Genomic DNA, 25,843 nt, shown 5'->3' with positions numbered 1-25,843 from the left:
CGCCGCGCCGGGTTTCCTTAACCTTGAGCCGGGTCGGGAACAAATCTGCCGGGGCACCGGTTGCGCGCAACAACGGGTCCCCGGCCGAACGGAGCACATGATCATGGCAGATTCGCAGACCTTCGTCATCGTCGGAGCCGGGCTGGCCGGGGCGAAAGCCGTGGAAGCCTTGCGCGACAAAGGATTCGACGGAAACATCGTGCTCATCGGCGACGAGCAGCAGCTGCCCTACGAACGCCCGCCGCTGTCCAAGGAGTTTCTGGCCGGCAAGAAGACCCTCGCCGAGTTCACCGTGCACAACGCCGACTGGTACCGCGACCACCGCGTCGACCTCCGGCTCGGAACGCGGGCCACGGCGGTGGACCCCACCGCCCACACCGTCACGCTGGCCGACGGCGCCACCGTCGACTACGCCAAGCTGCTGCTGGCCACCGGGTCGCGGTCCCGACGCCCGCCGATCCCCGGCGCCGACGCCGCCGCCGTGCACTATCTGCGCAGCGTCGATGACGCCACCGCCCTCGACGGCGTGCTCGGCGAGGGGGCGTCGCTGGCGGTGATCGGTGGCGGCTGGATCGGTCTGGAGGTGGCCGCCTCGGCCCGCCAGCGCGGCACCACGGTCACCGTGGTGGAGGCCGCCGCCGCGCCGCTGCTGCGCGCGCTCGGCGCCGAGCTCGGCGAGGTCTTCGCCGACCTGCACCGTGCGCACGACGTGGACCTGCGGCTGCAGACCGGCGTCGCCGAGATCACCACCGCCGACGGGACCGCGACCGGGCTGAAGCTCGAGGACGGCACCCAGATCCGCGCCGACGCGGTGCTGGTGGCGGTCGGGGCGCAACCGAACCTGGAGCTGGCCGAACAGGCCGGGCTGGAGACCGCCGACGGCGGTGTGGCGGTCGACGCCGGGCTGCGCAGCAGCGATCCCGACATCTACGCGGTCGGTGACATCGCCGCCGCCCAGCACCCGCTGCTGGACGCCCGGATCCGCACCGAGCACTGGGCCAACGCGCTCAAGCAACCGGCGGTGGCCGCCGCGGGCATGCTCGGCCAATCCGCCGAGTACACCGAGTTGCCCTACTTCTTCACCGACCAATACGACCTGGGTATGGAGTACGTCGGCCACGCCCCGCACTACGCGCAGGTGGTGACCCGCGGCGACGTGGCGGGCCGCGAGTTCGTGGCGTTCTGGCTCGACGAGGACAGCCGGGTGCTGGCCGGGATGAACGTCAACATCTGGGAGGGCCTCGACGACATCAAGGCGCTCATCCGCGCCAAGACCGCGGTCGACCCGTCCCGGCTGGCCGACCCCGCGGTCCCGGTGAGCGACCTGACCGGCTGAGCGCCGCCTCAGTCCAGGGTGGCCGAGCCGTCGGCGTGCACGGTGGCCGGCGCGCCGGCCAACTCGGCCTCGACGGTGTCCGCGGCCGCCGCGGGATCGGCGATCCAGGCCAGCGTGCGCGCGTCGTCGGGGGTGCGCACGGTCAGGAACGCCTTGGCGGGCCGGCCGTCCCGGTCGAACGGCGTGGTCCACGACTCCACGGTGCCCGGCCCGGCATACTCCACCAGCGCGACCCGGGTCGGCTCGGCGTCGACCGCCTCCTGCACGTCCGCCCAGCGGAACCCGGCCCGCGGCGGCTCGGTGCTGTAGACACCGAAACTGTGCTTGGTCAGATACCCGCCGTTGGCGCTGACCAGCCCGTACCGGCCGGGGTCGGCGACCAGCCGCTCGGCCATCGTCGCGATCGAGTGCATGACGTAGTTGTTCCACGGGCCGCCGGCGAACGTCAGGCCCCCGGTGACGGTGAGCGGGCGGGCCGGATCGTCGAGCGCCAGCCCGATCTCGGCGGCGGCCACCTCGACCGCGGACGGGAAGCACGAGTACAGGTCGACGTGGGCGATGTCGTCGACGCCGCAGCCGGCCAGCTGCAGTGCGCGGGCCGCACCGATCCGGATCGCCGGCGACCGGTGCAGCTCCGCGCGTTCGGCGATCGCGTAGGTGTCGTGGGCGTCGGTGCCCGAGTGCGGGAAAACCCAACGCTCCGAAGGGATCTGCAACCGCCGTGCGTTCTCCACCGAGGTGAGCAGCAGGGCCGCACCCTGGTCGACCATGTTGTTGGAGTTCATCAGCTTGGTGTAGGGCCAGCTGATCATCCGGTTCGACGGGCCCGGCCGCCAGATCTCCTCGGCGGTGACCGGCCGGCGGATCCAGGCGTGCGGGTTGTCCACGGCGACCTGGGCGAACCGCGCCCACAGCGCACCGATCGCGCGGCGGTGCGCATCGACGCCCGCCCCGGCGGCCACCCGCACCGCCTGCTCGAAGAGCGGGTAGACGTAGGCGGGCCGGTCCAACCGGATCCGTTCCTCGCCGGGCCCGGCCATCGGCACGTTCTCGTCGAGGCACTCGGCCATCGGCACCGACTCGTCCTGCCGGGTCCAGGCCAGCCGCTTGTCCTGGGCGCGCAGCCGGGTGCGGGTGCGCCAGGTCTCGGCGCCGGCCAGCAGCACCAATTCGGCGCGGCCGTGCTGGATGTCCAGGCAGGTCCGGTTGAGCAACGACTGCGGGGTGTTACCGCCCACCCCGGTGTAGCCGGTCGCCGGCGCGGCGGCGCCGAGCCGCTCCCCGAGCAACCGGCCCGCGTCGCGGTACTGGGCGGAGAGGATGTTGACCACTCGGATCGCGTCGACCGCCGCGAGCACCGGCGCGGTGCCGGCCTGCCGGGCGGCGGCGACCATCAGGTCGACCGGTTCGACGGTTTCGTCGTCGTGGTTGTTGACCTGCCCGTAGCCGACCAGCACCGGGGTCCTCGGGTCGAGCGTCATCGCGAAACCTTCCCATCTCGAACGAACGCCAACGGACGAACCCGGCCGCGCGCTGCGCTCACCCGGGTGCGGCAAACAGTACGCGGGCCTCGATCAGGCGCTCGATCTCGGCCGCGGGCAGCCCCAGCACCTCCCGGCAGATCCGGCGGGTGTCCTGACCCGGCAGCGGGGCCGGCCGGGTCGGTGCGGCGGGAATGCGCCGGTACCGCGCCGGGCCGGTCTCGGCCGGCAGCGGGTTGTCGAAAAGCGGATGGGTCATGGCGGCGAAGACCTCGCGGTGCCGCAGCTGCGGATCCTCGGCGAGCTCGGGCGGCCGGTTCATCGGGGCCGCCGCGATCCCGGCGGCCTGCAGCTCGGTGGCCGCCGACAGCGGTGCGCGCAGCCGGGTCCACTCCGCCAGCAGCCCGGTCACCTCGGCGCGGTGCGCCCGGCGCGCGGCGCCGTCGGCGAAGCGGGGATCGGCGGCGAGCTCGGGCCGGCCCAGCACCGCGCTGACCGTGTGCCAGTCGGCGTCGTCGCAGATCGACACCACGCACCATTCGTCGTCGCCGGCGGCCGGGCAGACCGCGTGCAGTTCGGTGTCGGCCGCCACCGGGGCCGCGCCGCGGTCGCGGGCCGCCTCGGTGACGTAGTGCACGGCCAGCTGGTTGACCGCGACCTCGGTCTGGGCGATGTGGACGCGGGCGCCGCCGCCGCGACGGCGGCGGTGGATCAGCGCGGCGAGGGCGGCGATCGCGGTGACCCGCCCGGCGACGTGGTCGGGGAAGATCGTCGTCGCGTCGTAGAACGGGTGCCGTCCGTCGCCGTCGTCGGCGCCGGCCGGCGCGGTCCACAGCCGGGTGACCCCGGTGGTGGCCCGCACCAGCGGGCCGTAGCCCATCCGGTCGCTCCACGGCCCGGTGTCGCCGAAGGCGCTGCTCTCGGCCAGCACGAGGCGCGGGTTGATCGCGTGCAGGCGCGGGTAGTCGAAGCCGAGCGCGGCCAGGGTGCCCGGCTTGAAATTGGCGAACACCGCGTCGGCGTCGGCGACGAGCCGCTCGAACAGCGCCGCGCCCTCGGCGCTGCGCAGGTCCAGGCCCAGCCCCGCGCTGTTGCGGTGCGCCCAGGCGAACGATTCGCTCATCGGCTGGCCGGGTCGGGTCTGGCGCAACCCGTCGGGGTGCTCGGCGCTCTCCACCTTGATGATCTCCGCCCCCAGATCCCCGAACAGCCGGCTGGTCTCACCGCCGGCGACGATGATGCCCAGGTCCAGGATGCGCAGGCCGGTGAACGGGTAGTCGCCGGTGTCGCCGGGTGCCGACGGCGCGGCGGGCGCGGCGTCGGACCAGTCCGCTGCGTCGGCGCCCACGGTCGGCGCCGGCCGGCGAAGCCCGGCGCGGGCGCCGTCGACGGTGAAGTAGCCGACCGGGACCGCGGCGCTCACCCCGGCAGCCAGGTCGGCGTCGGTGATCGCGCCGACGGCACGGAAATGCTCGGCGGTCAGCGCCTCGGCCGGGTCCAGCACCGCCGCGATCGGCACCCGGTGCGCCTGCCCGGCGGCCACCAGCTCCGCGCGGGTCTGATCGGCGAAGAGCGCGGCCACCAGTTCGCTGATCTGCGGCCAGGCGGCGAACCGCGCCCCGATCCGGTCGAACTCGGGACCCTGGAACCGGTCCGGCTCGCCCAGCCAGGCCCGCAGGCCGTGCCACTGCCGCGGCGACATCACACAGATCCGCACATAGCCGTCCCGGCAGGCGAAGATCGGGTAGGCGTCCTGGTTGCGGGGCCGGCCCCGCCAGCGGTCCGGTGACCGCTGGGCGGCGGCGGTCTGGCCGTGCGTGCCGAACACCGGGTCCAGGCCGATGGCCACCGCGTCGAACCGGGCGAAGTCCAGGTAGTCACCGACCCCGCAGTGCAGCCGCCGGTAGTAGGCGGCCAGCGTCGCCCAGGCCGCCTGCACCGCCGCGGTGGCCGAGGCGATCCCCACCGGCGGCAGCACCGGGGTCCCGTGGGTGGGCCCGGACCGCGACAGCGCCCCGGATAAGGCGTAGAGCACCGGGTCGGTGGCCCGCCAGGACGCGCGCGGGCCGTCGGCGCCGAAGTCGCTGACCGCCACCGCGACCAGGTGCCGGTGGCGGTCGGCCAGCTCCGCGCAGGAGGTTCCGTAGGCGCCGGCCCGGCCGTTGCTGTCGACGACGATGTCGGCCCCGGCGGCCAACGCGGCCAGCCGGCGCCGGTCGGCGTCGTCGTCGGGATCGAGCACGGCGGCGCGCTTGTTGGCGTTGTCCAGCCCGAACGGGATGCTCACCCCGGCCAGCGTCGGCGCGGCGCTGCGCGCCGCGGAGCCGCCGGGCGGTTCGATCTTGAGGACGTCGGCGCCCAGGTCGGCGAAGACCCGGGTCACCGCGTCGGCGTCGCCGCCGGAGAGATCCAGCACCCGTACCGATTCCAGCAACACCCCGCCAGCGTAGGCAACGAGGCCGCGGCGACGTCCCACGGCCGGGCCGGAAATCGGGACAATGGGAGAGATGACTGCACAAACCGCTCCTTCCCGCACCCTGGACGAGGACGACCTGGCCGCCATCGACGCCTACTGGCGAGCCGCCAACTACCTGTCGGTCGGTCAGATCTACCTGCTGGACAACCCGCTGCTGCGCGAACCGCTGGCACCGGAGCACATCAAGCCGCGGCTGCTCGGGCACTGGGGCACCACCCCGGGCCTCAACCTCGTCTACGCCCATCTCAACCGCGTCATCCGGGAACGCGACGCCGACGTCATCTACGTCACCGGGCCGGGCCACGGCGGTCCCGGCCTGGTCGCCAACGCCTACCTGGAAGGCACCTACAGCGAGGTCTACACCGGCATCACCGAGGACACCGACGGGCTGCGCGCCCTGTTCCGCCAGTTCTCCTTCCCCGGCGGCATCCCCAGCCACGTGGCCGCCCAGACGCCGGGCTCGATCAACGAGGGCGGCGAGCTCGGCTATTCGCTGGTGCACGCCTACGGGGCCGCGCTGGACAACCCGGAGCTGGTGGTGGCCTGCGTGATCGGCGACGGGGAGGCCGAAACCGGGCCGCTGGCCGCCAGCTGGCACTCCAACAAGCTGCTCAACCCGGCCCGCGACGGCGCGGTGCTGCCGATCCTGCACCTCAACGGCTACAAGATCGCCAACCCGACGCTGCTGGCCCGCATCCCCGAGGAAGAACTCGACAGCCTGCTGCGCGGCTACGGCCACCGCCCGATCACCGTCGCCGGCGACGAACCGGCGGCGGTGCACCGCGCGCTGGCCGCCGCCCTCGACGAGGCGTTCGACGAGATCGCGGCCATCCAGCGGGCCGCCCGCGCCGACGGGTCCGGGGAGCGGCCGCGCTGGCCGATGATCGTGCTGCGCACCCCCAAGGGCTGGACCGGACCCAAGACCGTCGACGGCCTGCAGGTCGAGGGCACCTGGCGCTCCCACCAGGTGCCGCTGGCGGGCACCCGCGACAACGCCGAGAACCGCGCCCAGCTCGAGGAGTGGCTGCGCAGCTACCGCCCCGAGGAGCTGTTCGACGAGGCCGGGCGGCTGCGCTCGCAGCTGCGGGCCCAGGCACCCGACGGCGACCGCCGGATGAGCGCCAACCCGCACGCCAACGGCGGGCTGCTGCTGCACGATCTGGACCTGCCCGACTTCCGCGATTACGCGGTCGCGGTGCCGCAGCCGGCCACCGAAACCCACGAGGCCACCCGGGTGCTGGGCGGCTTCCTGCGCGACGTGATGGCCCGCAACCCCGACCGGTTCCGGTTGATGGGCCCCGATGAGACCGCCTCCAACCGGCTCGACGCCGTCTACGACGCCACCGACAAGGTGTGGCTGGCCGACACCCTGCCCAGCGACGAGCACCTCTCCCCCGACGGCCGGGTGATGGAGGTGCTCTCCGAACACCTCTGCCAGGGCTGGCTGGAGGGCTACCTGCTCACCGGGCGGCACGGGCTGTTCAGCTGCTACGAGGCGTTCGTGCACATCGTCGACTCGATGTTCAACCAGCACGCGAAATGGCTGACGGTCAGCCGGGAGTTGCCGTGGCGGCGCCCGATCGCCTCGCTGAACTATCTGCTGACCTCGCACGTGTGGCGCCAAGACCACAACGGCGCCTCGCACCAGGACCCCGGGTTCATCGACCTGGTGGCCAACAAGCGCCCCGAGGTGGTGCGGGTCTACCTGCCGCCGGACGGCAACACCTTGCTGTCGGTGGCCGACCACTGCCTGCGCAGCCGCAACTACGTCAACGTCATCGTCGCCGGCAAGCAGCCGCAGCTGAGCTACCTGGACATGGCCGACGCGGTGGCGCACTGCACCCGCGGGGTGGGGATCTGGGAGTGGGCCGGCACCACCACCGGTGAACCCGACGTGGTGCTGGCCTGCGCCGGGGACGTGCCCACCCTGGAGACCCTCGCCGCCGCCGACATCCTGCGTCGCGAGCTGCCGGACCTGGCGGTCCGGGTGGTCAACGTCGTCGACCTGATGCGGCTGCTGCCGGACACCGACCACCCGCACGGGTTGTCCGACCGGGAGTTCGACACGCTGTTCACGACCGACAAGCCGGTGATCTTCGCCTATCACGGGTATCCGTGGCTGATCCACCGGCTCACCTACCGGCGCACCAACCACGCCGGACTGCACGTGCGCGGCTACAAGGAGCGGGGCACCACCACCACGCCGTTCGACATGGTGATGCTCAACGACCTGGACCGCTTCCACCTGGTGATGGACGTCATCGACCGGGTGCCGAGCCTGGGCGGTCGCGCCGCGGTGCTGCGCCAACGAATGGTCGACGCCCGGCTGGCGGCGCGGGCCTACACCCGCGAGCACGGCGAGGACGACCCCGCGATCACGGACTGGACCTGGTCGAACAGCCGGTAAACTGGGCCGAATGCAGCAGGCCCCCGCCGTCGCGGCGCCCCACCCCCACCCGCTATCCCTGCAGCTCAGCGCGCTGACCCAGGCGCGGGTGTACGTCGACATCGCGGTCGTGGTGGTGGTGTTGGCGCTGACCAACCTCATCGCGCACTTCACCACCCCGTGGGCCGGGGTGGCCACCGTCCCGCTCGCGGCGGTCGGCCTGGTGATCCTGGTCCGCGCCCAGGGGCTGGGCTGGGCCGAACTCGGGCTCGGCCGCGACCACTGGCGCTCCGGCGCCGGCTACGCGCTCGGCGCCGTCGCGGTGGTGCTCTCGGTCGTCGCCGTCGGGGCGGCGCTGCCGTGGACCCGGGCGATGTTCCTCAACAACCACTACGCCACGCTCTCCGGCGCGCTGGTCGCCTCGATGATCATCATCCCGCTGCAGACGGTGATCCCCGAGGAGCTGGCGTTCCGCGGGGTGCTGCACGGCGCGCTGGACCGCGCCTGGGGCTTCCGTGGGGTCGCGGCCGCCGGGTCGCTGCTGTTCGGGCTGTGGCACGTCGCGACCTCGCTGGGCTTGACCAGCAGCAACGTCGGGTTCACCCGGCTGTTCGGTGGCGGCGTGCTCGGCATGCTCGCCGGGGTGGTGCTGGCGGTGCTGGCGACCGGGGCCGCCGGGTTCGTGTTCACCTGGCTGCGGCGGCGCAGCGGCAGCCTGATCGCGCCGATCGCGCTGCACTGGTCGCTCAACGGGATGGGCGCACTCGCCGCGGCGCTGGTCTGGCAGCTCTCCGCCTGACGCGCGCCTGACCCGTCCGCGCCGGCGGCGCAGCCCGGCGCGAGCGATAACCCCCGCCGAGTGTTGAACCCTGGCGGTCAGACGCGTCGAGCGCCGCCGAGGTTCTTCACTCGACGGCGCTCGATGCGTACGAACGACCCACGGGACCGGCCCGCGCCTGATCAGGCGGGCTGAGCCGGCGGTGCGGGCGGTGCCGGTGGCGCGGGCGGTGCGGGTGGTGCAGGCGGCGCCGGAGCCGGCGGGACGCCGGGCGCCGGGGCAGGCGCCGGCGGAGCGCCCGGTGCCGGTGGCGGTGCCGGGGCCTCCGGGGCGGGCGGTGCACCGGGTGCCGGCGGCGGAGCGGGTGCCTCGGGAGCCGGCGGGGCGCCCGGCACCGGCGGCTCACCGGGGGCCGGCGGGGCCTCCGGCGCGGTGAACGGGCGGATCGACTCGGCCAGCGCCGTGGCGGCCGCCTTGTCGATCGGGTCGTTGGCGGTCCCGAGCCACACCACGAACCAGCGGTTGCTGCTGGCGTCGTCGGTGCCGGCGTCGCCGACCACACCGGACCAGATCTGGCCGTTGGGCTTGGTCTCGTCGGTGAACTTCACCTCGTAGAACGACGAGTTGCCGGCGAGGTCGCCGGCGGTGAGCTCACCGTTCTCCGAGTTGACCCGGGTACCCGGGTAGGGCATGTAGAACTCGCCCATGTCCGAGGCGAGCTTCGACGCCGCCTTGGCGTTGTCGGCCTCCGATGCGGCGTAGAGCTTGTGGTCGAGGCGGCCCAGCAGGATGCGGGTGTCGTTGGCGACCACCGGGGGCTGCCCGAACTCGCCGGGGCTGATCTCCTTGCTCAGCAGCGCAGAACCGTAGTTGAGCTGGGTGGCATCGGACTCCACCCAGCCGGCGGGCAGCACGAAGCTGAACCCGCCCACCGGGTTGTCGATGCGGGCCGGCTGCGGCGCGGGCGGTGGCGGCGGGGCCAGCGGGTCGGCCGGTGGCGGAGCCTGTCCCGGCGCGGGCGGCGGGGCCTGCCCGGGTGCCGGCGGCGGGGCCTCACCCGGCGGTGGCGGCGGGGCGGGCGGGTTCTCCGGCGGTGGCGCCTGCTCCGTGGTCGGCGGCGCCGGCGGCGGCGGCGGGTCGGCGAGTGCGGTCGCCGGCAACGCGATCGTCACCGCGCTGGCTCCGGTCGCCGCCGCGACCGCCAACGTCCCCCACAGTGTTTTACGGTTCGATGTCGGATCCACCTGCTCCATGGCGCAAAAATCTACCGTGTTACGGCCGTGACGCAAGTTCGAATTGCAAACATCGGCCGGTAACCGGCACGGAAAATCACCCGACGAGCGGCAAACCGTTTCCAACCGGCGTCATCCGTCGGTGTGTCGGGCCGACGGATGGATCGCCACCTCGTGCGCCTTGACGCCGAACCAGACCCGTTGACCGGAGGCCAGGCCCAGCTGCGCGGCCGCCTCGGCGGTGATGTCGGCCGCCAACCCCGGTGTGCCGTCGGCCTGCTCGCGGCCCCGCACCCGCACCACCGGCCCGCGGGTGTCCAACTCCGCGACCGTGACCGCCACCAGATTGCGCGGGCTGCCCTGCGGCGGCTGCGCGAACACCGCCACCGCCGCCGGCGCGAACACCGCCACCCCGGCCTGACCGGCCCCGACGCTGCCGAACCCATGCCAGGCGGTGCCGTCGGCGGCGTGCAGCAACCCGTCGGCCGCCACCGTGCCCGCCACCAGGTTCACCCCGGCGAGCAGCGCACCGAACGCGCTGCGCGGGGCCGCCAACACCTCGCTGACCGGCCCGCACTCGGCGACCGCGCCGCCCTCGAGCACCAGGATCCGGTCCGCCATGCTCACCACGTCGAGCAGGTCGTGGGTGATCAGCACGGTCGCGGTGCGCGCCCCGGTCACCGCCCGGCGCAACACCGCCCGCGCCGCGCTGGCCGCGGCCACGTCCAGCCCCGCCAGCGGCTCGTCGAGCAACAGCACCTCCGGCTCGGCGGCCAGCGCCCGGGCGATCGCCACCCGCTGGGCCTGCCCGCCGGAGAGCCGGCGCGGTTTGCGGTCGGCCAGCGCCTCGGCGTCGACCTCGCGCAGCCAGCGGCGCGCGATCGCGGTGACCGACCCGCGGCCGCCGCGGCAACGCGGCCCGAACGCCACGTTGGCGGCCACGCTCAGATGCGGAAACAGCAGCGGGTTCTGCAACAGCAGCCCGACCCGGCGATCATGGGTGGCCACCTGCGTCCCCGCGGCGGTGTCGGTGAGCACCCGCTCCCTCACCCGAACCAGCCCGGCGTCGGGCCGCACCAGTCCGGCGATCACGTGCAGCGCCGTCGATTTCCCGGCGCCGTTGGGCCCGACGATCGCCAGCACCTGCCCGGCCGGAACACCGAAGGCCACCGCCAGCCCGCGCTCGGCGACCGTCGCGCGCACCTCCAGGCCCGGTGCGTCCACCTAGCCCACCCCGGTCGTCAGCCGGCGACTGCCCAACCCGACCACCACCACCGCGGCCACCGCCACCAGCAGCAGCGACAACGCCACCGCGGCGTCGGCGTCGGTCACCCGCTGCAGATAGATCTCCAGCGGCAGCGTGCGGGTCACGCCCTGCCGCGAACCGGCGAAGGTCAAGGTGGCGCCGAACTCCCCCAGCGAGCGGGCGAACGCCAGCACCGCCCCGGAGGCCAGCCCGGGCACCAGCAGCGGCAGCGTCACCCGCCACCACACCGTGCTCGGCCGCGCCCCCAGGGTGGCGGCCACCAGCTCGTAGTCCGCCCCGGCGGTGCGCGCCGCCCCCTCGAGCGCGATCACCAGAAACGGCAGCGACACGAAGGTCTGCGCCAGCACCACCGCGGTGGTGGTGAAGGCGACGTCGATCCCGGCGGCGCTGAGATAACGCCCGACCAGCCCCAGCCGGCCGAACGCGTACAGCAACGCGATACCGCCGACCACCGGCGGCAACACCAGCGGAAGCAGGATCAGCGGCCGCACCCACCGCACCACCCGGGCCCGGCTGCGGGCCAGCACCAGCGCCATCGGCACGCCCAGCACGATGCACAGCAGGGTGCTCGCCGTCGCGGTGCGCACGCTCAGGCCCAGCGCCGCCCGGGAGGACTCGCTGGTCAGCAGCGACCAGAAGTTCGCCCAGTCCACCCGCAGGGCCACCGCCGCCAGCGGCAGCACCACGAACGCGGCCCCCGCCGCGGCGGGCAGGTACACCCACCCCGGCAGGCCGGCGGGCCGGTTCACCGGGCGTCGACTCAGGGCTGGGCGAAGCCGGCCCGGTCCAGGACCTTCTGGCCGGCCTCCCCGGTCACCAGGTCGACGAAGCTCCGCGCGAGCCCGGCGGCGGGGGCCTTCTTCAGCACCGCGATCGGATAGACGTTGACCACGTCGTCGGACTCCGGGAAGCGCACCGTGGTCACGGTGTCCCCGGCGTTGAGCGCATCGGTGACATAGACCAGCCCGGCGTCGGCCTGACCGCTGGTGACCTTGGTGAGCACGTCGGTGACGCTGGGCTCCTCGCTGGCCGGGTTGAGGTGGACTGCGGTGTTCTCCTCCAGCCGGCGGGTGGCCGCGCCGCACGGCACCGGCGCCTGGCACACCACCACGTTGAGCTCGGGCCGGGCCAGATCCGCGAAGGACTCCACCTGCTTGGGGTTGTCCGGTGCGGTCACGATCACCAGCGTGTTGGCGGCGAAATCGACCGGGGGCCCGTCCAGCAGCCCGGTCTGGTCGACCTTGTCCATCTGCGCGGTGTCGGCGGAGGCGAAGACGTCGGCGGTCGCGCCCTCGGTGAGCTGGGTGGCCAGCGCCGACGAGCCGCCGAAGTCGAACTCGACGGTCACGCCGGGGTGGTCGGTCTTGAACTGCTCGGCGATCTCGGTGAACGCCGGCTTGAGCGACGCCGCGGCGAACACCGTGATCGAGGAGGCCTGGTCATCGGCGGAGCTGCACCCGCTCAGGGCGGTCGCCATCAGCGCGGACACACCGACGGCGAGCAAGGAGATTCGACGCATGGGCTGCACCCTAGTCACCGCCCGACGCTGCGCGGCAGGGCCGAACCGGTGCGGAGGCCAAACCGTGTCCGGATCGTGTCGGCCCCGGTGCACGAGCTAGCTACTGTCCAGTAACATGAGCCGGGTCGGCGCCGCAGTCGGGCGCCGCGTACGAGGAGGGTATGGCGATGGAGGTCCTGGTCACCGGCGGGGACACCGAACTGGGCCGCACGATTGCCGAGAGCTTCGGCGAAGCGGGCCACACCGTGACGCTCACCGGCCGCCGACCCGACGAGCTGCAGGCCGTCGCCCGGCAGCTCGACGTGGACGCGATCGTCTGTGACAACACCGACCCGGCCAGCCTCGCCGAGGCGCGCGGACTGTTCCCCCACCACCTCGACACCATCGTCAACGTGCCCGCACCGCAGACCGAACCCGGCGACCCGCGCACCTACACGCTGGCCGACCACGCCGCCGCGTGGCGCAGCGGCCTGGACGCCACCGTGCTCTCCGCGGTGCTGACCGTGCAGACCGTCGGCGACCACCTGCGCTCGGGTGGGTCGATCGTCAGCGTGATCGCCGACGAGCCGCAGGGCGGGGCGGTCACGGCCGCGATGAAGGCCGCCCTGGGCAACTGGAGCGCCGGTCAGGCCGAAGTCTTCGGCACCCGCGGGATCACCATCAACGTGGTCGCCGGCGGACAGAACTACCAGCCCGGCTACGACGGCCTGACCCGCGCCACGCCGACCGTCGCCGCCGAGATCGCCCGGTTGAGCCTGTTCCTCACCACACCGGCCGCGCGTCACATCACCGGGCAGACCCTGCACGTCAGCCACGGCGCGCTGGCGAACTTCGGCTGATCGCCCGACCGCCGGCGGTGGTCAACCCCACAGCTACCCGCCGGGCGGGCCCCGAACGGGACGGCTACGGTTAAGGGCGAACGTGCTGCCGGTGTCGAGGAGCAATCAACCGTGAGTGCCCAACCCGAAGTCGCTGCCGAGCCCCGGCGTCGCCACCAGGTCGTCATCATCGGATCCGGCTTCGGCGGCCTCAACGCCGCGAAGAAGCTCAAGCGCGCCGACGTCGACATCAAACTGATCGCGCGCACCACCCATCACCTGTTCCAGCCGCTGCTCTACCAGGTCGCCACCGGGATCATCTCCGAGGGCGAGATCGCCCCGGCCACCCGCGTCATCCTGCGGAAACAGCGCAACGTCCAGGTGTTGCTCGGCGACGTCACCCGCATCGACCTGGCCAACAAGGTCGTGGTCTCCGAACTGCTGGGCCACGTCTACGAAACCCCCTACGACAGCCTCATCATCGCCGCCGGCGCGGGGCAGTCCTACTTCGGCAACGACCAGTTCGCCGAGTGGGCGCCAGGCATGAAGTCCATCGACGACGCCCTGGAGCTGCGCGGCCGGATCCTGTCCGCCTTCGAGCGCGCCGAACGCTCCAGCGACCCGGCCCGCCGCAACAAGCTGCTGACCTTCACCGTCATCGGCGCCGGGCCCACCGGGGTGGAGATGGCCGGCCAGATCGCCGAGATGGCCGACCGCACCCTCAAGGGCACCTTCCGCAAGATCGACCCGACCTCGGCGCGGGTGATCCTGCTCGACGCCTCCCCCGCCGTGCTGCCGCCGATGGGCGAGAAGCTGGGCCGGCGGGCCGCCGAACGGCTGGAGAAGATGGGCGTGGAGATCCAGCTCGGGGCGATGGTCACCGACGTCGACCGCAACGGGCTGATGGTCAAGGACCACGACGGCACCGAGCGTCGCATCGAGTCGACCTGCAAGGTGTGGTCGGCCGGGGTGTCGGCCAGCCCGCTGGGCCGCGACCTCGCCGAGCAGTCCGACGTCGAACTCGACCGGGCCGGCCGGGTCAAGGTGCTGCCCGACCTGTCGGTGCCCGGCCACCCCACCGTGTTCGTCGTCGGCGACATGGCCGCCGTGGACGGCGTGCCGGGCGTGGCGCAGGGCGCCATCCAGGGCGGCAAGTACGCCGCCAACCTGATCCGGGCCGAGCTGCGCGGCGCCGACCCCGCCCAGCGCGAACCGTTCCAGTACCTGGACAAGGGCTCGATGGCCACCGTGTCGAAGTTCTCCGCGGTCGCCAAGATCGGCCCGCTGGAGTTCAGCGGCTTCCTGGCCTGGCTGGCCTGGCTGGTGCTGCACCTGGTCTATCTGGTCGGGTTCAAATCCAAGATCAGCACCCTGCTGTCGTGGACGATGACCTTCCTGTCCGACGCCCGCAGTCAGCTGACGATCACCGACCAGCAGGCCTTCGGCCGCACCCGCATGGAGCAGTTGGAGATGTTCGCTACCGAGGCACAGCGCGCCGAGGTGCACCGGGTCGCAAACTAGCGGCCGCCGCCGCGTACCGCTAGGCGCCGTCGGCCGGCAGGTTCTGCAGCCGGACCTGCCCGCGGGCGAGCGTCCGCTGCTCGGCGTCGCTGATGGTCACCAGCCACAACTGCTGGCGGCGGCCGCGGTGCAGCGGGGTCGCGACCCCGTGCAGCCGGCCGGCGCGGCCGGCGCGCAGGAAGTCGGTGCTGTTGTTGACGCCGACGACGTTGCCGCCGCCGTGCTCGGCGAGCCAGGCGAACCCGGCCACGCTGGCCATGCTCTCCACCACCGAGCAGAACACCCCGCCGTGCACCAAACCCATGGGCTGCAACAACTTCGGCGTCACGTCCAGATGCGCGCGGGCGCCCTCGGCGGTCACTTCGGTGTAGACGAGCCCCAGCTCCTGGTCGAACGGGGCGGCGAGTTCGGGCGGGAAGGCGGGCGAGTCGGGCGGTTGCACACCCTGTGTTTACACCACCGGTCGAGTGCGGGCGGGCCCCGGCCGATGTGCGCGGGGCCCGCCCGTCGAGTCGGACCGGGGGTCTCTGCAGCCCTCAGGACGCCGGCGCGGCCCGTGTGTCACTCGACGACGACAGCATAGGCAAGGCTGCCCTAACCGCGCAAGAGGGGCCGGTACGACACCGTGTAGTGGACCGGAGTAAGCTGCAGCACAGTACGGGAGGGGTGAGACGGACGATGGCCAACCTGACGCGGCTGGGTGACCTGGAACGCGCGGTGATGGAGCACCTGTGGTCGGCGTCGGAGCCGCAGACCGTCCGCCAGGTCCACGAACTGCTCGCGCTGCGCCGCGACCTGGCCTACACCACGGTGATGACCGTGCTGCAACGGCTGGCCAAAAAAGACCTGGTCGTCCAGCTGCGCGACGACCGGGCCCACCGCTACACCCCCCGCTACAGCCGTGACGAACTGGTCGCCGGCCTCATGGTCGACGCCCTGGACCAGGTCGCCGACCGCACCGGCAGGCAGGCCGCGCTGATGCACTTCGTCGAACGGGTCGGCGCCGATGAGGCCGACGCGCTGCGGCGGGCGCTGGCCGACCTGCAGACCGCCCACCGCGACGGCGACCCTACTGGCGGTCGACCGCTCGGCTGAGAGACACTGACAACGTGTCCGCGCTGGCCTTCACCCTCCTCGCGCTGCTGCTGGCCGCACCCGTCCCGGCGCTGCTGGCGCGCGCCCGCTGGCCGCTGCGCGCCCCCCGCGCCGCCCTGGTGCTCTGGCAGGCCATCGCGGTCGCCGCGGTGCTCTCGGCGTTCAGCGCCGGCATCGCCACCGCCAGCCGGCTGCTGATGCCCGGGCCGGACGGCCGGCCCACCGCCACCCTCGCCGGCGACATCGGCCGGCTGGGCTGGCCGCTGTGGAGCTTCTACCTCGCCGTGCTGGTGCTCACCGTGCTGGTCGGCGCCCGGCTGGTGTTCACCAGCCTGCGGGTCATGATCGGCACCCGGCGCCGCCGCGCCCGGCACCGGATGCTGGTCGACCTGATCGGCGGGGTCTCCCCCGCTCCCCGCGGCCACCCGCCGCTGCGGGTGCTGCAAGTGCCCGAGCCGCTGGCCTACTGCCTGCCCGGCGTGCGCAGCCGGGTGGTGCTCAGCGACGGCACCCTCACCCGGCTCGACGACGACGAACTCGCCGCGATCCTCAGCCACGAACGCGCCCACTTACGCGCCCGCCACGACCTGGTGCTGGAGGCGTTCACCGCGGTGCACACCGCGTTCCCGCGGGTGGTGCGCAGCGCCCACGCCCTCGACGCGGTCCGGCTGCTCATCGAGTTGCTCGCCGACGACGCCGCCGTCCGCACCTCCGGGCCCGGCTCGCTGGGCCGGGCGCTGGTGGCCTGCGCCGCCGCCCCGGTGCCCGCCGGCGCGCTGGGGGCCGGCACCCACACGGTGGTCCGGGTGCGCCGGCTCGCCGGGCACGCCAACAGCCGGGCGCTGGCCGCCCTGGCCTACACCGCCGCCGCGGCGATCGTGGGGGTTCCCACCGTGGCCGTGGCGGTACCGTGGCTCTTCGAGCTGCAACGGCTGATGCTGCCCTGACCCCGCGCACCCCGGCCCGGGGTGCTCACCGCATCGGTTCCGCACCGTCCTCGACAAGCCTGGGAGGCGATTGAATGAGTCCGTCGGAAGTCACCGCCGCCACCGGCAGTGCCCAGATCGGGGTCACCGGTCTGGCCGTGATGGGCTCCAACATCGCCCGCAACTTCGCCCGGCACGGCTACACCGTGGCGCTGCACAACCGGTCGGTGGCCCGGACCGACGCGCTGCTGGCCGAACACGGCGACGACGGCTCCTTCGTGCGCACCGAGACCATCACCGAATTCCTCGCCGCCCTGGAACGGCCGCGGCGGGTGCTGATCATGGTCAAGGCCGGCGACGCCACCGACGCCGTCATCGACGAACTCGCCGCCGCGATGGAACCCGGCGACATCATCATCGACGGCGGCAACGCCCTGTACACCGACACCATCCGCCGGGAGAAGGCGCTGGCCGCGCGCGGCCTGCACTTCGTCGGCGCGGGCATCTCCGGCGGCGAGGAGGGCGCGCTCAACGGCCCGTCGATCATGCCCGGCGGGCCGGCCGAGTCCTACGCCTCGCTGGGCCCGCTGCTCGAAGAGATCGCCGCGAAAGTCGGCGGGGTGCCGTGCTGCACCCACATCGGCCCGGACGGCTCCGGCCATTTCGTCAAGATGGTGCACAACGGCATCGAATACGCCGACATGCAGCTCATCGGCGAGGCCTACCACCTGCTGCGCGACGGCCTGGAGCTGACCGCACCGCAGATCGCCGAGGTCTTCGCCGAGTGGAACACCGGCGACCTGGACAGCTACCTGATCGAGATCACCGCCGAGGTGCTCCGCCAGGTCGACGCCGCCACCGGCGGGCCGCTGGTCGACGTCATCCTCGACCGGGCCGAACAGAAGGGCACCGGCCGCTGGACGGTGAAATCCGCGCTGGACCTGGGTGTCCCGGTCACCGGCATCGCCGAGGCGGTGTTCGCCCGCGCCCTGTCCGGCTCGGTGGACCAGCGCCGCGCCGGCGCCGGGCTGGTGGCCGGCCGGCTCGGTGACCGGCCCGCCGACACCGCGGCGTTCACCGAGGACGTCCGCCAGGCGCTGTACGCCTCCAAGATCGTCGCCTACGCCCAGGGGTTCAACCAGATCCAGGCCGGCAGTGCGGAATACGACTGGAACATCACCCCCGGCGACCTGGCCACCATCTGGCGCGGCGGCTGCATCATCCGGGCCAAGTTCCTCGACCGCATCAAGGACGCCTTCGACACCGACCCGCAGCTGGTCAGCCTGCTCGCCGCGCCCTACTTCCGCGCCGCGGTGGAGACCGCGATCGACAGCTGGCGCCGGGTGGTGATCACCGCGACCGGCCTGGGCATCCCGGTGCCGGGCTTCGCCTCGGCGCTGTCCTACTACGACGGTCTGCGCACCGAGCGGCTGCCCGCCGCACTCACCCAGGCCCAGCGCGACTACTTCGGCGCCCACACCTACGGCCGCACCGACCGGCCCGGCATGTTCCACACCCAGTGGAGCGGCGACCGCAGCGAGGTACCGGCCTAGCCGCGGCACGGCCACCGACCCGGAGCACACCACGACGACAGGATGACCATTGGCGGACGACAGTCCGAGACCCGGCCGCCCCGGCCGGCGAGGTGAGCGGCGATGAGGTTTCTGGACGGACAACGACCCGGTCATGACCTGACCTACGACCTGACCTACGACGACGTGTTCGTCGTCCCCAACCGCTCGACGGTGAGTTCGCGCTTCGACGTCGACCTGGCCACCGTCGACGGCTCGGGCACCACCATCCCGGTGGTGGTGGCCAACATGACCGCCGTCGCAGGCAAGCGGATGGCCGAGACCGTCGCCCGCCGCGGCGGGCTGGTGGTGCTCCCCCAGGACCTGCCGATCGCCGCGGTGCGGCAGACGGTCGCGTTCGTCAAGAGCCGTGACCTGGTGGCCGACACCCCGGTGGTGCTCACGCCGGAGGACTCGGTGTCGGCGGCGCTGGCGCTGATCCACAAACGGGCCCACGGCGCGGCGGTGGTCGTCGCCGACGGCCGCCCGGTCGGGCTGGTCACCGAGGCCGGCTGCGCCGGGGTGGACCGGTTCGCCCGGGTCGCCGACGTGCAGCACACCGACTTCGTCACCGCCCCGGCGGGCACCGACCCGCGCAAGGTGTTCGACCTGCTGGAGTCCGCACCGGTCGGGGTGGCGGTGCTCACCGGGTCCGACGGCCGGCTGACCGGGGTGCTCACCCGCACCGGCGCGATCCGCGCCGGGATCTACACCCCGGCCCTCGACGCCGCGGGCCGGCTGCGGGTGGCCGCCGCGATCGGCATCAACACCGACGCGGTCGCGCGCGCCGCCGCGCTCGCCGAGGCCGGCGCCGACGTGCTGGTCGTCGACACCGCCCACGGCCACCAGGACAAGATGATCGAGACGGTGCGCGCGGTGGCCGGGCTGCGGCTCGGGCTGCCGCTGGTCGCCGGCAACGTGGTCTCCGCGGCCGGCACCCGCGACCTGGTCGAGGCCGGGGCGAACATCGTCAAGGTCGGGGTGGGCCCCGGCGCGATGTGCACCACCCGGATGATGACCGCGGTGGGCCGCCCGCAGTTCTCCGCGGTGCTCGACTGCGCCGCCGCTGCCCGCGACCTCGGCGCGCACGTCTGGGCCGACGGCGGCATCCGGTTCCCGCGGGATGTGGCGCTGGCGCTGGCGGCCGGGGCGTCGAACGTGATGATCGGATCCTGGTTCGCCGGCACCTACGAGTCCCCCGGCGACCTGCTGCACGACCGCGACGACCGGCCCTACAAGGAGAGCTACGGGATGGCCTCCAAGCGGGCGGTCGGCGCCCGCACCGCCCTGGACAGCCCCTACGACCGGGCCCGCAAGCTGCTGTTCGAGGAGGGCATCTCGACCTCCCGGATGGCGGTGAACCCCGATCACGGCGGCGTCGAGGACCTGCTCGACCACATCACCTCCGGGGTGCGCAGCACCTGCACCTACGTCGGGGCGGCGAGCCTGCCCGAACTGCACGAGCGCGTGGTGCTCGGGGTCCAGTCGGCGGCCGGCTTCGCCGAGGGGCACCCGCTGCCCCACGGGTGGTGATCGCCGCGCGATGACCGAGCCGATGACGATCGCGCTCACCGCGGGATCGCTGCTGGCGATCCTGGTGCTCACCGCGGGCACCGCGGTCTTCGTGGCCGCCGAGTTCTCGTTGACCGCGCTGGAACGCTCCACGGTGGACGCCAACGCCCGCCGCGGCGGCCGCCGGGACCGGTTCGTCCAGCGCGCCCACCACACCCTGTCGTTCCAGCTCTCCGGCGCCCAGGTCGGGATCTCGATCACCACGTTGGCCACCGGATATCTGGCCGAGCCGGTGCTGGCCCGCTGGATCCGGCCCGCGCTGGCGGCCGTGGGGGTGCCGGCCACCCTGGTCGCTGGGATCGCGCTATTCGTCGCGCTGCTGCTGGCCACGTCGCTGTCGATGGTCTTCGGCGAGCTGGTGCCGAAGAACTTCGCGGTGGCCCGGCCGCTGCCCGCCGCCCGCGCCACCGCAGGCCCGCAGCTGCTGTTCTCGGCGATGTTCGCGCCCGCGATCCGGCTGACCAACGGCACCGCCAACGCGATCCTGCGCCGGCTGGGCATCGAACCGGCCGAGGAGCTGCGCTCGGCGCGCTCACCGCGGGAGCTGACCGCGCTGGTGCGCAGCTCGGCGCGCAGCGGCTCACTCGACAGCGCCACCGCCGCCCTGGTGGGTCGCTCGCTGAAGTTCGGCACGCTGTCCGCCGAGGAACTGATGACCCCGCGCTCGAAGATCGTGGCGCTGCAGGCCGACGACAGCGTCGCCGACCTGGCGGCCACCGCCACCGAATCGGGGTTCTCCCGCTTCCCGATCGTGCGCGGCGACCTCGACGAGACCATCGGGATCGTGCACGTCAAGCAGATCTTCGCGATCCCGCCCGCACGGCGGGCCGGCACCGCGCTGGCGGACATCGCCCAGCCGGTGGCGGTGGTGCCCTCCACCCTCGACGGCGACGCGGTGATGACCCAGATCCGGGCCAACGGGCTGCAGACCGCGATGGTCGTCGACGAATACGGCGGCACCGCGGGCATGGTCACCGTGGAGGACCTGATCGAAGAGATCGTCGGCGACGTCCGCGACGAACACGACGACGCCACCCCCGACGTCGTCGCGCTGGGCACCGGCTGGCAGGTCTCCGGCCTGCTGCGCATCGACGAGGTCGCCGCCGCCACCGGCTACCGCGGCCCGGAGGGCGAGTACGACACCATCGGCGGGCTGGTACTGCAGCAACTCGGTCACATCCCGGCCGTCGGGGAGAGCGTGGAGCTGCCCGAATTCGACCCCGACCTGCCGGTGCGCTGGCGGGCCCGGGTGGTGCGCATGGACGGCCGCCGCATCGACCTGCTCGAGCTCAGCGAAACCGGCGGGGCGCAACCGTGATGGCCGACCTCGCCGCGATCCTGCTCACCGTCGCGCTGCTGGGCGCCAACGCCTTCTTCGTCGGCGCCGAGTTCTCGCTGATCTCGGCGCGCCGCGACCGGCTGGAAGCCCTCGCCGAGCAGGGCAAGAAAAGCGCACGGACCGTCATCGCCGCCGGCGAACAGCTCTCGCTGATGCTGGCCGGGGCCCAGCTGGGGGTGACGGTCTGCTCGATCCTGCTCGGCCGGGTCGCCGAACCGGCGGTGGCGGCCATGCTGGGGCACTCCCTCGGCCTGGCCGGCATCCCCGACCCGCTGCTGCACACGCTGGCGTTTCTGATCGCGCTGGCGATCGTGGTGACCTTACACGTGCTGCTCGGCGAGATGGTGCCCAAGAACATCGCGCTGGCCGGACCCGAGACCGCCGCGATGCTGCTCATCCCGGTCTACCTGGTTTATGTGCGCGCCGCCCGCCCGTTCATCGCGTTCTACAACTGGTGCGCCAACCTGACCCTGCGCGCGCTGCGGGTGGATCCGAAAGACGAACTCGACATCACCGTCTCCACCGTCGAACTCTCCGAGATGATCGCCGAATCGGTCTCCGAGGGCCTGCTCGACCACGAGGAGCACACCCGGCTCACCCGCGCCCTGCAGATCCGCTCCCGGGTGGTCGCCGACGTCGCGGTCCCGCTCGGCGACATCCGCACCGTGCCGGCCGCCGCCCCGGGCACCGGCCCGACCGTCGCGGCGGTGGAGGCCGCGCTGGCCGAGACCGGCTACTCCCGGTTCCCGGTGGTCGACCCGACCGGCGGATTCGTCGGCTACCTGCACATCAAGGACGTGCTGGCCCTCGGCGACGACCCCAACGCGGTGCTCGACCGCGCGGCGGTACGCCCGCTGCCGCGGGTCTTCGAATCGCTGCCGCTGCCCGAGGCGCTGTCCCGGCTGCGCCGCACCAACAGCCACCTCGCCCTGGCCACCGCCCACGACGGCCGGGTGGTGTCGATGGTGGCGCTGGAAGACCTGGTCGAGGACCTCGTCGGCACCGTCCGCGACGGCACCCACCGCATCTGATGACCACCACGGCGACCCGGCAGCTCACCGCCGCCCAGTGGCAGCGTCGCGCCGCGGCGCACCGCGCCCGCATCCACACCGTGCTCGGCGACTACCCGAGCCGACGCGCCGCCGGCGAACCCGACCCGGTGGTGGACTTCCTGTTCACCTACTACCGGCCGCGGCCGGCACAGCTGCTGCGCTGGCACCCCGGCTTCGGGGTGGTGCTGACCGGCACCGACGCCCAACTGCGCGACTATCTCGGCCACCGCGGCTACACCCGCGGCGACGGCGGCGTCACCGCCGACCCGCGGTTCCTGGCCCGCCGCCGGCCCGCCATCGCTGCGACCGGCCGGCTGCTCGCGGCGACCGCCGCCCGCCCGGCGCAGCTGTCCTGCTTCGGGCTGCACGAGTGGGCCATGGTCTACCGCGGCGGCGAGGTGCGCCACCACCGGGTGCCGCTGCGGCTGGGCCGGGCGGGCACCGACGCCGTCGTTGAGGCGATGGACCTGCGCTGCACCCACTACGACGCCTTCCGGTTCTTCAGCCCCGCCGCCGCCCCGCGCAACCGCACCGCACTGAGCCGGGACGGCCAGATCGACCACGAGCAGCCCGGCTGCCTGCACGCGGCGATGGACCTCTACAAGCACTGCTACCACCTCGAGCCGCTGATCGGCTCCGAACTGACCGCCGACTGCTTCGCGCTGGCCCACACCGCGCGGGTGCTCGACATGCGGGCCAGCCCCTATGACCTGCGCGGCTTCGGCTACCCCCCGGTGCCGGTCGAGACCCCGGCCGGGCGCGCCGAATACGTGCGCGGGCAGGCCGCGATCGCCGAGCGGGCCGCGGCGCTGCGCGCCCGGCTGCTGGAGCACTGCCGGCGGCTGCACGACACGCCGGCCTAGCGGCTGCCACCGGCAAACCTACCGGCGGGTACACCCCGGTAAGGTGGACGCACTGTCCGCGAAAAGGGAGGAAGCATGACTGACCGGGTCTCGGTGGGAAACCTGCGGATCGCCCGCGTGCTCTACGACTTCGTGACCACCGAGGCGCTGCCGGGCACCGGGCTGGACCCCGACGCCTTCTGGGCCGGGGTGGACCGCGTCGTCACCGACCTCACCCCGCGTAACCGCGAACTGCTGGCGCGCCGCGACGACCTGCAGGCCCAGATCGACAAGTGGCACCGGGCCCGGGTGATCGGCCCGCACGACCCCGAGGAATACCGGCAGTTCCTCACCGACATCGGCTACCTGCAGGACGAGCCGGCCGAGGTCAGCGTCACCACCGCCGACGTCGACGCCGAGATCACCACGACCGCGGGTCCGCAGCTGGTGGTCCCGGTCACCAACGCCCGGTTCGCGCTCAACGCCGCCAACGCCCGCTGGGGCTCGCTGTACGACGCGCTGTACGGCACCGACGTGATCCCCGAGGACGACGGCGCCGAGAAGGGCACCAGCTACAACAAGGTGCGCGGCGACAAGGTCATCGCCTACGCCCGGACCTTCCTCGACGAGGCGGTCCCGCTGGCCACCAGCTCCTGGACCGACGTCACCGGCTTCGAGGTCGCCGACGGCCAGCTGATGGTGTCGCTGGGCGAGGACCGCTCCACGGTGCTCAGCGACGAGGCCGGCTTCGTCGGCTACACCGGCGCGCCGGACGCCCCGACCGCGCTGCTGCTCAGCCACCACGGCCTGCACCTGGAGATCCTCATCGACCCGGACTCCCCGGTCGGCGCCACCGACAAGGCCGGCATCAAGGACGTGGTGCTGGAGTCCGCGGTGACCACGATCATCGACTTCGAGGACTCGATCACCGCCGTCGACGCCGACGACAAGGTGCTCGGCTACCGCAACTGGCTGGGCCTCAACCGCGGCGACCTCGCCGAAGAAGTGTTCAAGGACGGCAAGACGTTCACCCGGGTGCTGCACGAGGACCGCGGCTACACCACCCCGGACGGCGGCGAGCTGACCCTGCCCGGGCGCAGCCTGCTGTTCGTGCGCAACGTCGGACACCTGATGACCAACGACGCGATCGTGTTCGCCGACGGCGACGAGGCCCCCGAGGGCATCCAGGACGCCCTGTTCACCGGCTTGATCGCCATGCACGGGCTGCGCTCCGGCGACGACAACGGCCCGCTGGTCAACAGCCGCACCGGCTCGATCTACATCGTCAAGCCCAAGATGCACGGCCCCGACGAGGTCGCGTTCACCGTCGAGCTGTTCCGCCGCGTCGAGGAGGTGCTCGGCCTGCCCGAGGCCACCTTGAAGGTCGGAATCATGGACGAGGAGCGGCGCACCACGGTCAACCTCAAGGCCTGTATCGCCGCCGCCGCCGACCGGGTGGTGTTCATCAACACCGGCTTCCTGGACCGCACCGGCGATGAGATCCACACCTCGATGGAGGCCGGGCCGATGGTGCGCAAGGGCGCCATGAAGAGCCAGCCCTGGATCGCCGGCTACGAGGACAACAACGTCGACGTCGGCCTGGAGTGCGGGCTGGCCGGCCACGCCCAGATCGGCAAGGGCATGTGGACGATGACCGACCTGATGGCCGACATGATGGAGCAGAAGATCGGCCAGCCCCGCGCCGGGGCCACCACCGCCTGGGTGCCCTCCCCGACGGCGGCCACCCTGCACGCCATCCACTACCACCAGGTGGACGTGGCCGCCGTGCAGCAGGACCTGGCCGGCAAGCGGCGCGCGAGCCTCGAGCAGCTGCTGACGATCCCGCTGGCCAAGGAGCTGGCCTGGGCGCCCGAGGAGATCCACGAAGAGGTCGACAACAACTGCCAGTCGATCCTGGGCTACGTGGTCCGCTGGGTCGGGCAGGGGGTGGGCTGCTCGAAGGTGCCCGACATCCACGACGTCGCCCTGATGGAGGACCGGGCCACGCTGCGCATCTCCAGCCAGCTGCTGGCCAACTGGCTGCGCCACGGGGTGATCACCGCCGCCGACGTGCGGGCCAGCCTGGAGCGGATGGCCGCCGTCGTCGACGAGCAGAACGCCGGCGACTCCGGCTACCCGGCGATGGGCCCCAACTTCGACGACAGCATCCCGTTCCTGGCCGCCGAGGAACTGATCATGGCCGGCACCAGCCAGCCCAACGGCTACACCGAGCCGATCCTGCACCGCAGGCGCCGCGAGTTCAAAGCCCAGTTCGGTCTTTGAAGGGATCCGGATCCGGCGGGCAGCAACGGAGATAACACCAGCGCGATGGGCAAGCACAGCATCCCCGACCCCGACCACCCCGATGGTGGCGTCGCCGTCGACGCAGCGGGCCGCGGCGGTGCCGGAGCGGTCGGCGAGCACCGCGCCGAAGAACTTCCACAGGATGACCGCGGCGACCACCACGATCACGGTGATCAGCGCGGCGATCACCCCGACGCTGACCCCGCGGCGGCCGCCCTCGCTGCGGTGCCCGCCGCTCCATTCGCCGATGCGGCGCCGGCCGCGGGCCAGCCGGGCCGCCGCGGCGGGGCGCGGCGAGGCCGATCCGCCCCCCCCGCCCGCGCCCGGG

The 25,843-nt window shown here is 73.0% G+C and carries 20 protein-coding genes and 1 pseudogene; 14 read left to right on the top strand and 7 right to left on the bottom strand.

Features of this window, described 5'->3' with window-relative positions; translation table 11 throughout:
* The first annotated feature begins 103 nt into the window (after nt 1–103).
* Nucleotides 104–1,336: an NAD(P)/FAD-dependent oxidoreductase gene (locus tag A5643_RS11065; protein WP_066855089.1), complete on the top strand. Its 1,233-nt coding sequence runs from the start codon at nt 104–106 to the stop codon at nt 1,334–1,336.
* An 8-nt stretch (nt 1,337–1,344) separates the two neighbouring features.
* Here A5643_RS11065 and A5643_RS11060 read toward each other — a convergent pair whose 3' ends face one another.
* Nucleotides 1,345–2,817, bottom strand: coding sequence for an acetyl-CoA acetyltransferase (locus A5643_RS11060; protein WP_066854956.1), 1,473 nt, complete (start codon nt 2,815–2,817; stop codon nt 1,345–1,347).
* Between the two features lie 58 nt (nt 2,818–2,875).
* Nucleotides 2,876–5,254, bottom strand: coding sequence for a CoA transferase (locus tag A5643_RS11055; protein ID WP_066854954.1), 2,379 nt, complete (start codon nt 5,252–5,254; stop codon nt 2,876–2,878).
* A 70-nt stretch (nt 5,255–5,324) separates the two neighbouring features.
* On the opposite strand from A5643_RS11055, the gene A5643_RS11050 reads away from it, so the two are divergent.
* Together A5643_RS11050 and A5643_RS11045 are read left to right on the top strand one after the other, a co-directional pair.
* Nucleotides 5,325–7,700 (top strand): phosphoketolase family protein, encoded by a 2,376-nt coding sequence (locus tag A5643_RS11050; RefSeq protein WP_066854951.1) that lies wholly within the window; start codon nt 5,325–5,327, stop codon nt 7,698–7,700.
* Nucleotides 7,701–7,710: 10 nt separating this feature from the next.
* Nucleotides 7,711–8,478, top strand: a complete 768-nt coding sequence (locus A5643_RS11045; protein WP_066854948.1) for a CPBP family intramembrane glutamic endopeptidase — start codon at nt 7,711–7,713, stop codon at nt 8,476–8,478.
* 161 nt (nt 8,479–8,639) lie between these two features.
* On the opposite strand, the gene A5643_RS11040 is transcribed toward A5643_RS11045, so the two are convergent.
* The 4 genes from A5643_RS11040 to modA form a co-directional block, all read right to left on the bottom strand.
* Nucleotides 8,640–9,710, bottom strand: coding sequence for an alanine and proline-rich secreted protein Apa (locus A5643_RS11040; protein WP_066854945.1), 1,071 nt, complete (start codon nt 9,708–9,710; stop codon nt 8,640–8,642).
* A 111-nt stretch (nt 9,711–9,821) separates the two neighbouring features.
* Entirely contained in the window at nt 9,822–10,913 is a 1,092-nt protein-coding gene (locus A5643_RS11035; RefSeq protein ID WP_197497706.1) for a sulfate/molybdate ABC transporter ATP-binding protein, read from the bottom strand.
* Nucleotides 10,914–11,705, bottom strand: coding sequence for an ABC transporter permease (locus A5643_RS11030; protein WP_066854942.1), 792 nt, complete (start codon nt 11,703–11,705; stop codon nt 10,914–10,916). It lies immediately after the preceding gene.
* Between the two features lie 11 nt (nt 11,706–11,716).
* Entirely contained in the window at nt 11,717–12,475 is a 759-nt protein-coding gene (gene modA, locus A5643_RS11025) for a molybdate ABC transporter substrate-binding protein (protein ID WP_066854938.1), read from the bottom strand.
* A 161-nt stretch (nt 12,476–12,636) separates the two neighbouring features.
* On the opposite strand from modA, the gene A5643_RS11020 reads away from it, so the two are divergent.
* Together A5643_RS11020 and A5643_RS11015 are read left to right on the top strand one after the other, a co-directional pair.
* Entirely contained in the window at nt 12,637–13,314 is a 678-nt protein-coding gene (locus A5643_RS11020; RefSeq protein WP_156628760.1) for an SDR family oxidoreductase, read from the top strand.
* A 111-nt stretch (nt 13,315–13,425) separates the two neighbouring features.
* Nucleotides 13,426–14,814 (top strand): NAD(P)/FAD-dependent oxidoreductase, encoded by a 1,389-nt coding sequence (locus tag A5643_RS11015; protein WP_066854935.1) that lies wholly within the window; start codon nt 13,426–13,428, stop codon nt 14,812–14,814.
* Between the two features lie 19 nt (nt 14,815–14,833).
* Here the strand turns inward: A5643_RS11015 and A5643_RS11010 are convergent, their stop codons facing one another.
* Nucleotides 14,834–15,256 (bottom strand): PaaI family thioesterase, encoded by a 423-nt coding sequence (locus tag A5643_RS11010; protein WP_066854932.1) that lies wholly within the window; start codon nt 15,254–15,256, stop codon nt 14,834–14,836.
* A 236-nt stretch (nt 15,257–15,492) separates the two neighbouring features.
* On the opposite strand from A5643_RS11010, the gene A5643_RS11005 reads away from it, so the two are divergent.
* The 9 genes and pseudogenes from A5643_RS11005 to A5643_RS19010 all read left to right on the top strand — a co-directional run.
* On the top strand, nt 15,493–15,909 hold the full coding sequence (locus A5643_RS11005; protein WP_066854929.1) for a BlaI/MecI/CopY family transcriptional regulator: 417 nt from the start codon (nt 15,493–15,495) through the stop codon (nt 15,907–15,909).
* Between the two features lie 14 nt (nt 15,910–15,923).
* Nucleotides 15,924–16,856 (top strand): M56 family metallopeptidase, encoded by a 933-nt coding sequence (locus A5643_RS11000; RefSeq protein WP_066854926.1) that lies wholly within the window; start codon nt 15,924–15,926, stop codon nt 16,854–16,856.
* Nucleotides 16,857–16,930: 74 nt separating this feature from the next.
* On the top strand, nt 16,931–18,388 hold the full coding sequence (gene gnd, locus A5643_RS10995; RefSeq protein ID WP_066854923.1) for an NADP-dependent phosphogluconate dehydrogenase: 1,458 nt from the start codon (nt 16,931–16,933) through the stop codon (nt 18,386–18,388).
* Nucleotides 18,389–18,490: 102 nt separating this feature from the next.
* Entirely contained in the window at nt 18,491–19,939 is a 1,449-nt protein-coding gene (locus A5643_RS10990; protein WP_066854920.1) for a GuaB1 family IMP dehydrogenase-related protein, read from the top strand.
* Between the two features lie 22 nt (nt 19,940–19,961).
* Entirely contained in the window at nt 19,962–21,296 is a 1,335-nt protein-coding gene (locus A5643_RS10985; protein ID WP_066855079.1) for a hemolysin family protein, read from the top strand.
* Nucleotides 21,296–22,348: a hemolysin family protein gene (locus A5643_RS10980; RefSeq protein WP_066854917.1), complete on the top strand. Its 1,053-nt coding sequence runs from the start codon at nt 21,296–21,298 to the stop codon at nt 22,346–22,348. The genes A5643_RS10985 and A5643_RS10980 overlap by 1 nt, the downstream gene beginning before the upstream one ends.
* The gene (locus A5643_RS10975; protein WP_066854914.1) at nt 22,348–23,232 is read left to right on the top strand and encodes a 3-methyladenine DNA glycosylase; all 885 of its coding nucleotides are present in this window, start codon (nt 22,348–22,350) and stop codon (nt 23,230–23,232) included. Before A5643_RS10980 ends, A5643_RS10975 begins: the two co-directional genes overlap by 1 nt.
* Nucleotides 23,233–23,307: 75 nt before the next feature.
* Nucleotides 23,308–25,494, top strand: coding sequence for a malate synthase G (locus A5643_RS10970; protein ID WP_066854911.1), 2,187 nt, complete (start codon nt 23,308–23,310; stop codon nt 25,492–25,494).
* Nucleotides 25,495–25,539: 45 nt separating this feature from the next.
* Nucleotides 25,540–25,843: pseudogene (locus A5643_RS19010) on the top strand (hypothetical protein); the annotation flags it as partial.

This window comes from Mycobacterium sp. 1274756.6, from assembly GCF_001668625.1.
Taxonomy (GTDB): domain Bacteria; phylum Actinomycetota; class Actinomycetes; order Mycobacteriales; family Mycobacteriaceae; genus Mycobacterium.
The sequence above is the reverse complement of the archived record's forward strand: the minus strand, read 5'-3'. Positions and strand labels throughout refer to the sequence as shown.

Excerpts from the sequence above, each read along its gene's own strand:
- A5643_RS11065 (WP_066855089.1), top strand. The coding sequence starts at position 104 with ATGGCAGATTCGCAGACCTTCGTCATCGTCGGAGCCGGGCTGGCCGGG.
- A5643_RS11060 (WP_066854956.1), bottom strand. The coding sequence starts at position 2,817 with ATGACGCTCGACCCGAGGACCCCGGTGCTGGTCGGCTACGGGCAGGTC.
- A5643_RS11050 (WP_066854951.1), top strand. The coding sequence starts at position 5,325 with ATGACTGCACAAACCGCTCCTTCCCGCACCCTGGACGAGGACGACCTG.
- A5643_RS11045 (WP_066854948.1), top strand. The coding sequence starts at position 7,711 with ATGCAGCAGGCCCCCGCCGTCGCGGCGCCCCACCCCCACCCGCTATCC.
- A5643_RS11040 (WP_066854945.1), bottom strand. The coding sequence starts at position 9,710 with ATGGAGCAGGTGGATCCGACATCGAACCGTAAAACACTGTGGGGGACG.
- modA (WP_066854938.1), bottom strand. The coding sequence starts at position 12,475 with ATGCGTCGAATCTCCTTGCTCGCCGTCGGTGTGTCCGCGCTGATGGCG.
- A5643_RS11020 (WP_156628760.1), top strand. The coding sequence starts at position 12,637 with ATGGCGATGGAGGTCCTGGTCACCGGCGGGGACACCGAACTGGGCCGC.
- A5643_RS11005 (WP_066854929.1), top strand. The coding sequence starts at position 15,493 with ATGGCCAACCTGACGCGGCTGGGTGACCTGGAACGCGCGGTGATGGAG.
- gnd (WP_066854923.1), top strand. The coding sequence starts at position 16,931 with ATGAGTCCGTCGGAAGTCACCGCCGCCACCGGCAGTGCCCAGATCGGG.
- A5643_RS10990 (WP_066854920.1), top strand. The coding sequence starts at position 18,491 with ATGAGGTTTCTGGACGGACAACGACCCGGTCATGACCTGACCTACGAC.
- A5643_RS10985 (WP_066855079.1), top strand. The coding sequence starts at position 19,962 with ATGACGATCGCGCTCACCGCGGGATCGCTGCTGGCGATCCTGGTGCTC.
- A5643_RS10980 (WP_066854917.1), top strand. The coding sequence starts at position 21,296 with ATGGCCGACCTCGCCGCGATCCTGCTCACCGTCGCGCTGCTGGGCGCC.
- A5643_RS10975 (WP_066854914.1), top strand. The coding sequence starts at position 22,348 with ATGACCACCACGGCGACCCGGCAGCTCACCGCCGCCCAGTGGCAGCGT.
- A5643_RS10970 (WP_066854911.1), top strand. The coding sequence starts at position 23,308 with ATGACTGACCGGGTCTCGGTGGGAAACCTGCGGATCGCCCGCGTGCTC.